This window comes from Desulfosporosinus fructosivorans, from assembly GCF_004766045.1.
Classification (GTDB): Bacteria; Bacillota; Desulfitobacteriia; order Desulfitobacteriales; family Desulfitobacteriaceae; genus Desulfosporosinus; species Desulfosporosinus fructosivorans.
This window is the reverse complement of sequence record NZ_SPQQ01000003.1, coordinates 638,379-652,145: the sequence shown is the minus strand read 5'-3', so window position 1 is coordinate 652,145 and position 13,767 is coordinate 638,379. Positions and strand designations below refer to the sequence as shown.

The window sequence follows — 13,767 nt, the reverse complement described above, 5'->3', positions numbered from 1 at the left end:
GGAACCTAATTAAACAGTTCACTAACATTGACCTCAATTACATCATCAGAAACAACTAAATCTGAATTCTTTTCGCTTTCATATAGCTTTCCGAATTCATCGGCAACCACTTCCAAACCCCATCTCTTATCTCCGGCTCTTGCTCCCTCAATCGAGTCATGCAACTTCAAGGCATCATACCGTTTACCGGATATGACCACGGTCATCGCGCCTTCCAGCTTGCCATTGTTCCACAGGGGGTTAGCGATTGCAATATATGAAATTCCAAACTGTGATTTTTCTAATGGTACTCGCATAACCACTCTCTTTCTCTCTTTCAAGCACTGAGAGGTGATCGTTTTTTCGTTCGTTGGCTCGTCTTGACTAACGATTAAATTTTGGTTTTTGTAGTTGATAACAACAATAACACTTTGCAGACTGGAGATGACAACTGTGACATCTTCATCATAGAAATCTTGCATATATGGAGCAATAGTAACAGCTTGTTCTAGATTCATTACTGTGACCTCCTCCAAATCACCCATTAGAATATAACCTTCTCGAAACAAACGTCACCTCTTACGCCCCGAGAGGCTCATATTTCAAATATGAAATTCCCTGAGTCCCGAGCTTCTTTAGTTACACTACATACTTGCCCTCTTCCGAAACAGCTGCAGCAATCTCCTGTCTCAACGCTACCGTATTCCGAATCTTATACTGGGTCACCCTCTGCAGATTCTCCAGTAGGCTTGCCAATTCCTCACCCTCTGCAAGGGCCGTCAACGTTTCTTTAGCGGAGTATTCCAAAAGGCCAACGGTAGCACTGATGTAGGCCATAGCCATACTGAGCTTTAGTTTTGTCTTAACCCCACCTTCATTGGCTACCGCCTTTTGGGCTCGGAGCCAAGCGCTTTCTATGGCAAAGGCGCGTATAGCTAGATCCGCTAACCTGCCCGATATCTCTTGGTGTTTCGGTAAATCCTTTCCATACTTGGCAAGCCCAGCACCCATGGTCAGCAGGAAGATATCCTTTGCTGCCTGTACTAATCCAGCTTCTCCTTCTCGGGCCAAGCTCCCGCCTGCGATTTTCTCCTTGAGTTGGGCAATGGTTTCCACAAGGGGCAAATCTCCTTTTGCTGCCCGCCGCAACAAAGTTGTAGGAATCAAAACACGGTTTATTTCATTCGTTCCTTCAAATATGCGGTAAATCCTAGCATCCCGATAGAGTCTTTCGATGGTATATTCGGAACTAAATCCATAACCGCCATGGATTTGCACTCCTTCATCCACTACATACCCCAGCGCCTCTGTGGCAAATACCTTGTTCATGGAGCACTCCAGGGCATATTCCTCAATACCCTTGGCAGCGACCTGACCTCCATCAGCTCCCGAGGTATCTAGGCTGTGCATCATACTCTCCAACAGCCCTCCGGTGCGATAGACCATGCTTTCCATGACATAGATTTTAATCGCCATTTCAGCCAGTTTCTCCTTAATTAGACCAAAATTTGCGATGGGGGTGCCAAACTGTTTGCGCTCATTGGCATAGCTTGCCGACAGTTCTAGGGCAAACTTGGCATTACCCAATGAATTCGCAGCGAGCTTATAGCGTCCTAAGTTCAGGATATTAAAGGCCACCACATGTCCTCGACCAATTTCAAAGAGTAAGTTTTCCACGGGCACTTTTACATCATCAAAACTTACCGACCTTGTGGAGGAGCCTTTAATCCCCATCTTGTGTTCTTCTGCACCGGTAGAAAGCCCCTCAGAATCTCCGTCAACAATAAAAGTAGTAAATTTATCCCCGTCTATTTTCGCGTAAACGATGAAGATATCGGCCATGGCGGAATTGGTGATGAACTGTTTTGTGCCGTTTAGAATGTAGTGCTTTCCGTCAGGACTTAAATTTGCCCGAGTCTTGGCAGACAAAGCGTCCGACCCCGCTCCCGGTTCCGTCAAAGCATATGCCCCGACTTTTTCGCCAGTGACAATTCCCGGCAGATACTTTTTCTTTTGTTCTGGGGTACCGAACATGACAATAGGCATACTACCGATACCAGTCTGGCCGCCCTGAGTCATGGCAAAGGAACCAGAGCGCCCCATACACTCGGCAATGATTGTGGTGCTGATTTTATCCATCTCCATGCCACCATATTCTTCGGAAATATCGGCACCATTAAGGCCTAACTCTCCTGCTGCCATTAAGAGTTCCCTTATCAAGCCCTCTTTCTTGGCTTCCAGCTCATTCATCTGGGCTAAAACACTATCAGTCACAAATCCTGTCGTCATGCGATAAATCATTTTATGCTCAAGGGTGAAATCCTCAGGGGTAAAAATATCTTGAGGATTGGTTTGACTGAAGAGGAAGCTTCCCCCTTTAGGTAAATTACTCATAAATCTCACTCTCACTTTCTTCCATCAATCCCCTATACCATGTTCCTCTAGGCTTTAACTCTGCCAATACTCTCAATACTTCTCCCTTTTGTTTCGTCGATCATGAAAAATGCTACAAACGAAGCAATGACTGCAGGTATAGCAAAGAATACAAAAAGACCAGTAAAACCGACACCCAACTGTTGTACAAAGCCTGCAGCGATCGGACCTAGAAACCCTCCCACACGCCCAAATGCCTGAGCTGAAGAAACACCAGTATTTCTGAATTCAGTGGGGTACCCTTCAGCAAGGAGTGGCTGGGTACCACTTAACCCCCAATTCATGGCCATACCCACTAACATCCCACAAATAACCACTTGCCATTGGTTTGTAGCAAATCCGAGAGAGAGAATCGCTACAGCTGTAAATATCCAACCAAAAATTACGTTTGTTCTGCGCCCAATGATATCTGCCACATAACCCGTGACAAGACTACCCACCATTCCGAAAACATTTTGTAGGACGGCGAAAGAATAACCTTTGACCAAACCATACCCTTTCCCAACCAACAAAGTAGGCAACCAACCATTAATACCGTAAATAACCACCGAGCCCATGAAGTAAATTAACCAAAGGGCTATCGTTGCTTTGCGAAATTGGGGAGAAAAGAGGGCACCAACTCCAACTTTCTTAGGGGGAGGAGGAGCAACTAGAGTATCTGTAATCCATTCACCAGCTTGACCTTTAGCCGAAATCTCCATTCGCTTAATTAACTCGATGGCTTCTTTTTCTCGTCCTTTGCCTAAAAGCCAATGTGTTGATTCAGGCAGTACGGCCATTAAGATGAAAGCATATAAAGCAGGAAGTCCTCCGACAAGATAGCAAACTCGCCAGCCAAATACGGGAACTACATAAATGGCCACAATACCTGCCACGACCCAACCTAAGACATAAAAGGCCATAATTGATGCGGAAAAGTAGCCACGGTTTTTGGTGGGTGCACTCTCTGACATCATTGTTACAGCAATGGGTATGCAACCACCAAAACCAATACCTCCTAAGATCCTAAGAATGGCAAAGGCTTCGAAACTATGCACATAATAAACCGGGAAAGTAAGCAAGGAAAATAGGAGGACAAAGAAAGCAAACGCCTTTTTTCTCCCGAGTTTATCCGAAATAATCCCTGCACTTAGTCCCCCAATTAATAAACCCAAAATGCTCCATGAAGAGAGACTTCCCGTTTGAATTTTCGTAAGGGCCCATTCCTTGGCCAACTGCGGCATTGTGTATGCTACAATCATATAGTTGTATCCTGCAAAGATTAGAGCAAGCCCAATTAAAAAGTATATTTTGAAGGTATACTTCGAAACGCCTAATCTATCGACAACTTCAGAAATTGAAACCTTATTCATATATTTATCGCCTCCCCGACTTTTTCTCATCCTGATCTGTTCTAGCAATTAATGCCTGTCCTAAATCCATAGGGCTCTCACATCACTATTGAAGACTACCCACTAGATAATCCCGAGCTCTCTGAAAGAAGAAATCTCTCTACTACTGTATCCGAGGAGGGTATTCAGAATTGTGTCGGTATCCTGTCCAATGGTCGGTGCTCCACGCCATATTTGTGCCGGAGTCTCGCTCATCTTCGGACAGAACCCAAATCCTTTCACGATTTCCCCTAAGGTCTCATCTTCATACTCTATAAAATTCCCCCTCTTCTGGTAATGTTCACTCTCTGCTAGGTCAGCGGAAGTTCGTACAATTCCACAGGGCACCTTCAAGCTTAACAAGTATTGCTTACCCTCCTCCGCTTCGCGTGCTGCTACCCATTCAGTAGCAATTCGATTAAGCTCAAGTCCCATTTCAGAATTTATCGCTTCTACCGAACCACCTGCCGCTTCGTGAGTGTACTTATTCAAGTCGAGTCCAAGCGCTTTGATAAATCGCCCGTAAACTGCGGGACCATATGCGCCAATATATAAATACTTCTCGTCCTTGGTCTTGAACAGGTTTCCAGGTTGAAAGATTGCTACCTTATTACCTTTTCGTTCTCTAACTTTACCGAGCACAAAATACTGGACAAAGGTGTCATTTAGAACCTTACTCATTGCCTCGATCTGGGCAATGTCAATGGCTTGCCCGAGACCTGTCTTTTGAGCGTGAATATAAGCCATCAGAATTCCATTAGTTGCGAACATTGCTGTCATGTAATCGTTAATAAATGTGGCAGCATGAGATGGAGGGGATGGCTCGGGAAAACCATTGATATGCATATATCCCCCCTCGGCTTGGCCAATGGGATCGTACGAAGGTCGGTCGCACTCTTCCGGCAGACCTCCGAATTGTGGCCTCCCAAAGCCGCTTATGTGAGCAATGACTAGCTTCGGGTTGACTTCCAACAACATCTGTTCTGTGATTCCCAACTTCTCTGTCCAAACCATATTCTCCACCCAAACATCACAATTTTTGATTAGGGAGAGAAAGATCTCTTTACACTCCGGGATTTTGAGGTTTATTTCCAATGTTAGACTAAGCTTATTTCTAGCCTCCTGAATCCAACCAGCGCTTACTTTTCTCTCACCGCGTTTGATTACAGGAGCCTGTTCGCGGTAAGGATCTCCAATGTTTGGACGTTCGACATGAATGACCTCTGCACCAAACTCCGCAAGCAATGAAGCACAAAAAGGTGCAGCGACAATACTTCCCGTCATCAGCACTCTCATACCTGTCAGTGGACCATAGGTTGGCATTAATGCCGGGGCAGGTATGCGCACTAGTTCCTTCCATCTTTCCATTTTTCAAATTCCCCTTTCAGACACCACATTTAGTCCTAATGAGTACAACCTTCTCTGATTACAGAATAGATATTTTCACTATTCAGTTAATTTAAGTTATTAAACTCCCTCATTCTCCTTTCTTTTTGTGTTCGTACCACCCGGCACCAGTCTTCTTGCCCAGTCGTCCGGCCCGGATCAGAGCTTTCACTGTCTGAGGTGCATTCCATTTCGTATCTTTAGATTCACTGAAAAAATAGTCCGCTACATGTACAGCTATGTCTACGCCTGTATAATCCATAAGTTCGAAGGGACCCATGGGATAGTTCAAACCCAATTTAACAGCCGTATCAACATCCTCTGGAGTGGCTATTCCCTCCTCAACTATGCGGATAGCCTCGAGGAACTGGGGCATCATAACGCGATTTACGATGAAACCAGGAGTGTCCTTTTTAACTACCACAGGAGTTTTGCCCATCATCTGAGCAGCTTCAGAAGCCAATTTTAGAGTCTCATCGCTCGTATAATAGCCACGGATGACTTCAACCAACCGCATGATCAGGGGAGGATTAAAGAAATGCAAGCCAACAACCTTATCTGGTCGGGAGGTAGCAGCAGCTAATGCAGTAATTGACATGGAGGAAGTATTAGAGCCAAAAATTGTCTCTGGAGAACAAATCTTATCCAGTTTTTCGAAAGCGCTTTTTTTAACCTCAATATCTTCGAAGATTGCCTCGATCACCATATCCACTGAGGCAAAATCCTCCATCCGCGTCGTGATGCTGATCCGCTTTAAGGCCACCTCTTTTTCCGCCACTGTCATTTTCTGCTTTTCAATACTCTTATCCATGAAAGCGGCAATACGATTAATTGCACCTTCAACAAACCGTTGCTCCACATCACAAAGTACCACCTCAAAACCCTTTGCTGCTGCCAGATGGGCAATTCCGCCCCCCATTGCACCTGCACCTAAAACCCCAATCTTTCTAATCGTCATGATAACCCCTCCATTATTTAATACTTCGCTCGATTTAAAAGGCTTTCTACTTCAATGAAGCAAGAAACGAAGATTTAATAATTAGGCTTTAGCACTGGCTAAGCTTTCGATGCTTTTCCCTTTTGTTTCTGCTACAAATAACAGTGCTACCAAAGCAGCTATGACTGCCGCGATTGCAAAAAATACAAAAGTACCGCTAAAACCAACACCGAGCTGTTGAATATAACCTGCGAATATCGGACTAAGAAATCCTCCGACTCGACCAAAGGACTGAGCCCAAGAGACACCAGTATTTCTAAACTCAGTTGGATATGCCTCAGCTAAGAGAGGCTGGGTCCCACTGAGCCCCCAATTCATGGCGAGGCCAACTAACATCCCGCAAACAACAACTTGCCCTTGACTTGTTGCAACCCCTAGAAGGAGAATGGCTACTGCCGTAAATATCCAACCAAAAATTACGTTTTTTCTACGTCCAAAGGCATCAGCCGCGAAACCCGTGACAAACCCACCAATCATTCCAAAAACATTTTGTAAAACAGCGAAAGAATAACCCTTAACCAAACCATACCCTTTTCCGACAAGCAGGGTGGGCAACCAGCTTGTTATACCATAGATCACGACTGAACCCATGAAGTAAATAAGCCAAAGAGTTAACGTTTGTTTGCGATACTCTGAAGAAAAAAGAGCATTTACTCCTATTTTCTTAGGGGGAGGCGGTGCGACGAGACTGCCCAGCGGCCACTCGCCAGCTTCGGCCTTCGCTGCTATCTCCATACGTTTAATCAACTGTATGGCTTCTGTTTCCCGCCCTTTGCCTAAAAGCCAATGGGCCGATTCTGGGAGTTTAAGTAGTACAATCACAGCGTAAATAGCAGGTAACCCTCCAGTAAGAAAACACATCCTCCAACCAAATAATGGAACAGTATATATGGCTACAATACCAGCGACTACCCAGCCAAAGACATAAAACGCCATTATAGATGATATGAAAAATCCCCTATTGTTAGTTGGAACACTCTCGGACATCATGGTTATGCCGATTGGTATACATGCACCTATACCAATACCACTAATAATCCTGAGAAGTGCGAATGCTTCAAAGCTATTCACAAAATAAATGGGTAAGGTTAGCAGAGAATAAAATGCAACAAAGAAAGCAAGAGTCTTTTTCCTCCCAATGCGATCCGAAATTATCCCTGAAATCAAGCCCCCTATCAATAACCCAATAACGCTCCAGGAAGCAAGGCTTCCAGTCTGAACCTTCGACAACCCCCATTCCTTCGCCATTTGAGGCATTGTATAGGCCACAATCATATAGTCGTACCCGTCAAAGAAGAGAGCGAGACCCACTAAAACGTAAATAAGATACGTATATTTCGAGACGCCCAATCTGTCAATAACCGAAGAGATCGAAGATTTAATCATTCATTTGCCCCTCCCCCTCACCCCGTCAGCGTTTACATTTAGTCGTTGATACATAGAGATTCTAAATTTGTTTCCTTCCTTCTTGTTCATAAGTAATTAGTCCCAATAATCTCAATTACAGCTCAGCCTTTACATCGCCCCCCTTGTAATGGATTGATAATTCACCGCTACTGGTTGATATACGCAAAATCCATGCCAAACCGATTGAATTACCAAATAAAGTTTCCGAAAAAATAGATAAGTCCGAATTTACTGATAAATTTGTAAATTCGGACTTATCTATAATGGTCCTATTAATCTATTTTCCTAAGTCTTTTTAGTCAACTCCAATTATTAGTTGCATACCCACTACAAAACGGTTGCATATTTGATACATTGTATTAACAATGCAACCAAATTGTTGTTACTCGATATTTCTACAAGCGAACCCACTCGATTCCGTTTTTGTTAAGTTAAGTTAAGTTAAGTGAACTAGCTAACTTAACAAAAACATCGAGGCTTCCGTGAGTGAGTCTACCCCCACCGAATCAGAGTACGAGCTGCCACTCCCACTTGTAATAAGGGGAAGTCTCACGAGAGACGGGAAAAGCCCATTCCCCCTCTCAAGTCGGGATAATGGGCTTTTCTCTGTCTCTCGGTTAAGACCCTGCTAATTAGACATACATCTTCAAAAATACGACTACCAAAACAGCTGTCACTACTGTTAACAGTAAGGCAAATACAAAGGCGATTCTAATAACCTTTGTTTCTTCACCTAACTTATCAATTGCTGCTGCAGCGTTTTGTAACTTTGCTGGAGAAATAACACTTGCTAGTCCGCCACCAAAGGCCAAACCAGCAGTGATAATGAGCATTCCTGTCACACCCATCTCAAGTATGTTTGCTGTCTTCATTGTATACGTTGCAAACATTGCAATCGTTGAAGCTTCGCTACCAGTAATAAATCCTCCCAATAAGCCAATGAAAGCAACAACCGAACCGTAAGCGTTACTGAAGATCTGGGATGAAAAGTTCGCTAAGACCTGCACCATGCTTGCAACAGCATACTTATTGGCTACCATATCATAACCGGACATGTTCATTATTTCCCCTATACTAAAGAAAATAGCTACTGCAAAAACTGGTCGGGGAGCCCTCTTCGCCCACACCCTAAAGGTCTCTTTCAATTGAGAAGACGTTGGTTTTATAAAGGCCATAGAGAGAAAGGTACTCACAAAGATCCAAGTATAGGCGTTCCACAACGCTCTCGTCATAATAGGCTTACCATCTGCTGACAAACCAGTGATTGGCAGAGTAACCTTCCGATATAGAAAGTTAAACATATCCGTAGGAAGGTTGAGCGCGATAATGACTACAATAAGGATTCCCCAAGGTGTTAAGGCCTTCCAGAGGGAGAACTTTTTTTCATACTCCAATTCCTCAGCTGTGAGCCTACTCTTGTCAATGACCTTGTTCCCAGTTGCCTTAAGGTAAACTACCATGGCGACAATTACGGCTGCGCCACACATGATTCCGGTCAGAACCACTAATCTATCTACTTGATTGGTAAAATATGAGACGAGAGTTATTACCCCTCCAGTAATAATGCACGGTAGCCAGCCATCTTTGATTCCTTGCCACCGTCCGACAATCCAGAGCATGCAGAAACCAATCAAGGTAGAAATGACTGGCAGGAACATGAAAAACACTCCACCAGCCTGTGATAAGCTAATTTCATGACCCTTGCCGAGAAATGAATTCGCCACGTCGACAAAAACGACAATGGGGGCCCCCAAAAGTGCATAGGTGCAAAGAGCATCATACCCAATACAAGGCAGTGCTATTGAAACATAAGTTGAATAACCAAGTGCCAACATAATAGGCGGAAGCAGGGATACAGGAGTAGCCCCCACAGACACCATTAGGGTGCCAAATCCGATATTTACCAACATGATTTGAACTGCCTTGTTATCGCTGGCAATCGTTTTAATTAAAATAATAATCCTCTTGAGCGCACCTGTCTTCTCCATATAAGCCATCTGCAATAAAGAAGTTGCGACTACTAAAGAGACAGTAAAAGACTTTACCCACCCAGCAATGGTAGACCTGAATATCACTTCAAGACTCGTTTGGAAGAAAAAGAAAGCAATAACTGATATAGCGATCCATCCTACGATACCACTAATATCCGCAGGCTTCTTCCAAACAACGAGCATCCATATGATTACGGCAATAGGGGTCAACGTAAGTAAAAGCGAACTTATTGACATCTCAATTAGCACCTCATTCAAATTCAATCCTCTTGTACGGATTTGCAATTAAAAATTCGCACAGGCAGCTCATGAATCACTCCTACTGATTGGACTGATTGCGGTAATCAAAGACCCGCTTGGCCTTACCTGCACTGCGTTCTAGGGTTCCTGGCTGAACGATCTTTAAGCGAACATTAATGGAGAGAACGCCGTGAAGCTTCTGGCGGATGTATCCTGTGAAGTCTTCCAGCTTAGAATAGGGTTCGAGCAAATCTTCACGGGTGAGTTCAACTACTACCTCAAGTTCATCAAGGAAGTTACGTCTATGAACATTGATGACATAATGAGGACCGATACCCTCGATGGTCATTAGGACGCTTTCAATCTGGGAAGGAAAGACATTAACTCCTCGAATAATCAGCATATCATCCGTCCGCCCGATGATCTTGCGCATACGCGCAGTGGTGCGACCACACTCGCAGGGCTCTTGGGTAATGCAAGAGATGTCCTTGGTCCGAAAGCGGATCACCGGAAACGCTTCCTTAGTCAAGGAAGTAAAAACCATCTCCCCTTCCTGGCCAGGTTCGAGGACTTCACCTGTCTCGGGATCAATAGTCTCTATGATAAAGTGGTCTTCTGCAATATGATGACCGCACTTGTGTACACATTCTCCAGCGACACCCGGCCCCATGACCTCACTTAGTCCGTAGTTATCTGTAGCAATAATATGAAGCCTGGATTCAATTTCCTTACGCATTTCCTCCGTCCAGGGTTCCCCCCCAAACAACCCGACCCGTAGTTTCAACGAGGAGATATCTACCCCCATTTTATGAGCAACTTCAGCGATATATAAAGAATAGCTAGGTGTAGCAATGAGCACTGTAGTGCCAAAATCTTGCATTAACATAATCTGTCGTTCGGTATTCCCGCCAGAAACGGGGACGACAAGGGCCCCTGCCCTTTCTAAGCCATAATGCAAACCAAACCCTCCTGTGAAAAGGCCGTAGTTAAAAGCTACCTGGGCAACGTCCTCCGAGGTGACGCCGGCCATAGTAACCATACGAGCCGTCAGATCAGTCCAGGTATTCAGATCGTTAGCAGTATAACCGACGACCACCGGTCGGCCAGTGGTACCCGATGAGGCATGGACACGAACAACTTCCTTCTGAGGGACGGCGAAGAGACCAAAGGGATAATTATCCCTTAAGTCGACCTTTGAAGTAAAAGGCAAACGCTTTATATCCGCCAAGGATTTGATATCCTCGGGTTTGATACCTAGTTCATCTAATTTAGCCCTATAATGCGGAACCTTATTGTACACCCTGTTAACTGTCCACTTCAGACGTTCCAGTTGCAGTTCTTCTAATCGACTGCGGGTCATACATTCTTGTTCTTTATTCCAGATCACGATTAACCAACCTTTCTTCTACTGAATGATTTCTAAAACCCGTTGCTGTTTGATAGAGATACAAGAAAACAAAAATAGCTATCACAAAAAGGATAGCTACTTAAATACAATCGTTAAATGCATTTCTCTCTACCATCCTTCCGTACTGTGAAAATTCACCTATATACCAATTCTTCCAGTCACTCCTGCTACCTTACTACACCCTGTGAAACAACTCACAGGTTCTACCTTATCTATTTTAACTAACTATTGTGGAATTGTCTATATGAAAGATTAGATAAATACCACGCTTGAAATAAGCGTGGTATAGGATTTTAGTTCCCATATGATTTAACGAAAAAGACGATTAGTGAATCCTTGAGTTCCTTGAGTCCCTTGAGCAGCTAGAAAGTCCGCTCCTTGCCCTTGTACTTGACCTTGAAAGCCTTGATTAACAACCACGGTTCTTTCGGCTCGCTGATAAATATGCTGAGGAACATCGACAATGTTTTGGCGATTGATAGTCACAATCGGATGGATTACAGGGACAAATCGTTGGGTGTAAAAATCTTGCACGCAATACTGTGGGGGGCAACAAATTGGTCTTACACAACCATGCACCAGAAAACACCTCCTTATCTAGGATACTATATTCACTAAGTATATTTATGGTTACTGTTACATTTTAATCCAATTTTTAAGAATACCTATTTCCCCTTTGACGATTTCTTTAGAAATTAGGCTAGAAACAATAAGATTGTTCGAGTTATAACTTTCGTTAGGTCATGTCCATCAATTCTCTGCAAACAACCACGCATCCCAGGTTTTCTGACGACTAAACTTACCAGTGCTGGCTTTTCAGACTGGGCCCTCTGAACCATAGACTCGCCCTAAATTCGTATCTAATGATCCAGTTTTTAAGGTAACTTAAAAGTAGGGCGCCTATAAATTAGGCACCCTACTTTTTAACATTTTTTTGTTAAGCATTGGTTGTTTTCTCAGTATCTTCGATTATTTTATCTACAGCAGCACTTATAGTCTCGTTGCTTAATCCTTGACCCTCCGGCAGACCCTTTACATCAAGGTTGATGTTCTTGGTTGTCTTGGCTTCGAATGTATTTGCCTTCATTACATCCATAAGATCAAACCCAATCGTTTCCTTTAGGGCCTCAGTTACTGCCTTAAGTGCCCCCACTGTGTATCTCGCTACTTCAGATGTTCCATCTGAACCACCCCCACCACCAATGATTGTAATTTTATCAATTCTAGCTAGAGGTTCAGCAACTGCTCGTGCGATTTCAGGAAGTTTTTCAATAACCATCTGGAGTTTACCTGCCTCGTTCATTTTTGCAAGTGCTTCTGCTTTCTCCGCAAGTGCATCAGCTTCCGCTAACCCCTTCGCCCTTATGGCACCAGCCTCCGCATTACCCACCGCCTCAATGACACTAGCCTGAGCCTCACCCTCTAAGCGGAGTTTTTCCGCTTCGGCTTCAGCCGCTTTAACTTGTTCAAACTTTTTCCCTTCTGCCTCTAATTGTTGTTTTTGTCGAGCCGCTTCAGCAGGCTTAACAACCGTCTCTAATAGCTCAGCTTCTTTTCTCTCAGCCTTACGTTTAGCCAGCTCGATATTCTTCTCTTCTGTTATGATCATTACCTGTACTTGCGCTTCAGCTACTTCCTTATCACGTTGCTTTTCAAGCACAAGTGCATCCATTTCAGTATTCTTAACTTCTTTAGAGGTAATGTTTTGCTGAATTTGATAGGCCGCATCCGCTACGGCTTTCTGGGTTTCTTGGTCCCTCTTGTACCCGAGTATCTTTAACTCTTTATCTTTTTCTGCCTCAGCAATTTGAGCCTCTGCCCCGAGCTCTGCCTGTTTACCAAGTCTACGAGCCTCTGCCGTTTTAATTTGCTGTTCTCTAAGCGCCTCTGCAGTACGAATTTCACGTTCTTTAGCCGCTTCAGCTTCCGCAATAGCAGCGGATGATTTAACCTTTGCGATTTGCTCTTTACCAAGAGCCTCAATGTATCCTTCATCATCCGTGATGTCATTGATAGTGAATGATTTGAGCTCAAGACCCATTTCGCCCAGTTCGGTTCCTGCTACCTGCTGTACTTTAGCTGAAAAGCTTTCCCTATCATTGTAAATATCCTCGACACTCATGGATGATACAATTTCGCGAAGTTTACCTTTACATATTTCGGATGCTTGGGTTCTGATTGTAGTTAATGTTTGCTCATCTTTTGTACAGTTAAACTGTTGCACTGCAGCTAAAATGCTATTTTCATCATTCTTCACCTTAATTACAACTATACCTTCTGCATTAAGTGGGACCCCTAATGCCGTCTTAGTTTGTCGGATTTCTACAGGAAACATAATGTTCTCTAGTGTAATTACATCCATTCTCTGTATAATCGGGATTACCATTGTACCGCCACCAGTTACTACCTTAGGTTTGCCCAACCCAACAATTACAGCCGCTTTATCTGAGGGTATCTTTTTCCACGTGCTCAATACCGCCACGATGATAAGAATAAGACCTAACAAGATTATCCCTACAACCCCAAAGACCGAATTAAACATTAAATCCACCTCCA

The 13,767-nt window shown here is 43.9% G+C and carries 10 protein-coding genes; all 10 read right to left on the bottom strand.

Annotated features, from left to right (window positions below; genetic code table 11):
* Positions 1-5 precede the first annotated feature (5 nt).
* The 10 genes from E4K67_RS11180 to E4K67_RS11135 all read right to left on the bottom strand — a co-directional run bounded on the left by E4K67_RS11180 (position 6) and on the right by E4K67_RS11135 (position 13,753).
* Positions 6-497, bottom strand: coding sequence for a hypothetical protein (locus E4K67_RS11180; RefSeq protein WP_135546584.1), 492 nt, complete (start codon positions 495-497; stop codon positions 6-8).
* Positions 498-618: 121 nt separating this feature from the next.
* Positions 619-2,373, bottom strand: coding sequence for an acyl-CoA dehydrogenase family protein (locus E4K67_RS11175; protein WP_135546582.1), 1,755 nt, complete (start codon positions 2,371-2,373; stop codon positions 619-621).
* 47 nt (positions 2,374-2,420) lie between these two features.
* The gene (locus tag E4K67_RS11170) at positions 2,421-3,764 is read right to left on the bottom strand and encodes an MFS transporter (RefSeq protein ID WP_135546580.1); all 1,344 of its coding nucleotides are present in this window, start codon (positions 3,762-3,764) and stop codon (positions 2,421-2,423) included.
* Positions 3,765-3,866: 102 nt separating this feature from the next.
* On the bottom strand, positions 3,867-5,150 hold the full coding sequence (locus E4K67_RS11165; RefSeq protein ID WP_135546578.1) for a CaiB/BaiF CoA transferase family protein: 1,284 nt from the start codon (positions 5,148-5,150) through the stop codon (positions 3,867-3,869).
* Between the two features lie 109 nt (positions 5,151-5,259).
* A complete protein-coding gene (locus E4K67_RS11160) occupies positions 5,260-6,126 on the bottom strand; it encodes a 3-hydroxyacyl-CoA dehydrogenase family protein (protein ID WP_135546576.1) in 867 nt (288 codons plus the stop codon).
* A gap of 81 nt (positions 6,127-6,207) precedes the next feature.
* Positions 6,208-7,551: an MFS transporter gene (locus E4K67_RS11155; protein WP_135546574.1), complete on the bottom strand. Its 1,344-nt coding sequence runs from the start codon at positions 7,549-7,551 to the stop codon at positions 6,208-6,210.
* 653 nt (positions 7,552-8,204) lie between these two features.
* Complete coding sequence (locus tag E4K67_RS11150; protein WP_135546968.1) at positions 8,205-9,800, bottom strand: L-lactate permease; 1,596 nt, start codon at positions 9,798-9,800, stop codon at positions 8,205-8,207.
* Between the two features lie 82 nt (positions 9,801-9,882).
* Positions 9,883-11,190, bottom strand: a complete 1,308-nt coding sequence (locus E4K67_RS11145) for a phenylacetate--CoA ligase family protein (RefSeq protein WP_199242517.1) — start codon at positions 11,188-11,190, stop codon at positions 9,883-9,885.
* A gap of 330 nt (positions 11,191-11,520) precedes the next feature.
* A complete protein-coding gene (locus E4K67_RS11140) occupies positions 11,521-11,790 on the bottom strand; it encodes a spore coat protein D (protein ID WP_135546572.1) in 270 nt (89 codons plus the stop codon).
* 358 nt (positions 11,791-12,148) lie between these two features.
* Positions 12,149-13,753: a flotillin family protein gene (locus E4K67_RS11135; RefSeq protein ID WP_243454418.1), complete on the bottom strand. Its 1,605-nt coding sequence runs from the start codon at positions 13,751-13,753 to the stop codon at positions 12,149-12,151.
* Positions 13,754-13,767: the final 14 nt, after the last annotated feature.

What these genes read in the sequence shown, in the direction of transcription:
- E4K67_RS11180 (WP_135546584.1), bottom strand. Translation starts at nt 497, where the DNA reads ATGAATCTAGAACAAGCTGTTACTATTGCTCCATATATGCAAGATTTC.
- E4K67_RS11175 (WP_135546582.1), bottom strand. Translation starts at nt 2,373, where the DNA reads ATGAGTAATTTACCTAAAGGGGGAAGCTTCCTCTTCAGTCAAACCAAT.
- E4K67_RS11170 (WP_135546580.1), bottom strand. Translation starts at nt 3,764, where the DNA reads ATGAATAAGGTTTCAATTTCTGAAGTTGTCGATAGATTAGGCGTTTCG.
- E4K67_RS11165 (WP_135546578.1), bottom strand. Translation starts at nt 5,150, where the DNA reads ATGGAAAGATGGAAGGAACTAGTGCGCATACCTGCCCCGGCATTAATG.
- E4K67_RS11160 (WP_135546576.1), bottom strand. Translation starts at nt 6,126, where the DNA reads ATGACGATTAGAAAGATTGGGGTTTTAGGTGCAGGTGCAATGGGGGGC.
- E4K67_RS11155 (WP_135546574.1), bottom strand. Translation starts at nt 7,551, where the DNA reads ATGATTAAATCTTCGATCTCTTCGGTTATTGACAGATTGGGCGTCTCG.
- E4K67_RS11150 (WP_135546968.1), bottom strand. Translation starts at nt 9,800, where the DNA reads ATGTCAATAAGTTCGCTTTTACTTACGTTGACCCCTATTGCCGTAATC.
- E4K67_RS11135 (WP_243454418.1), bottom strand. Translation starts at nt 13,753, where the DNA reads ATGTTTAATTCGGTCTTTGGGGTTGTAGGGATAATCTTGTTAGGTCTT.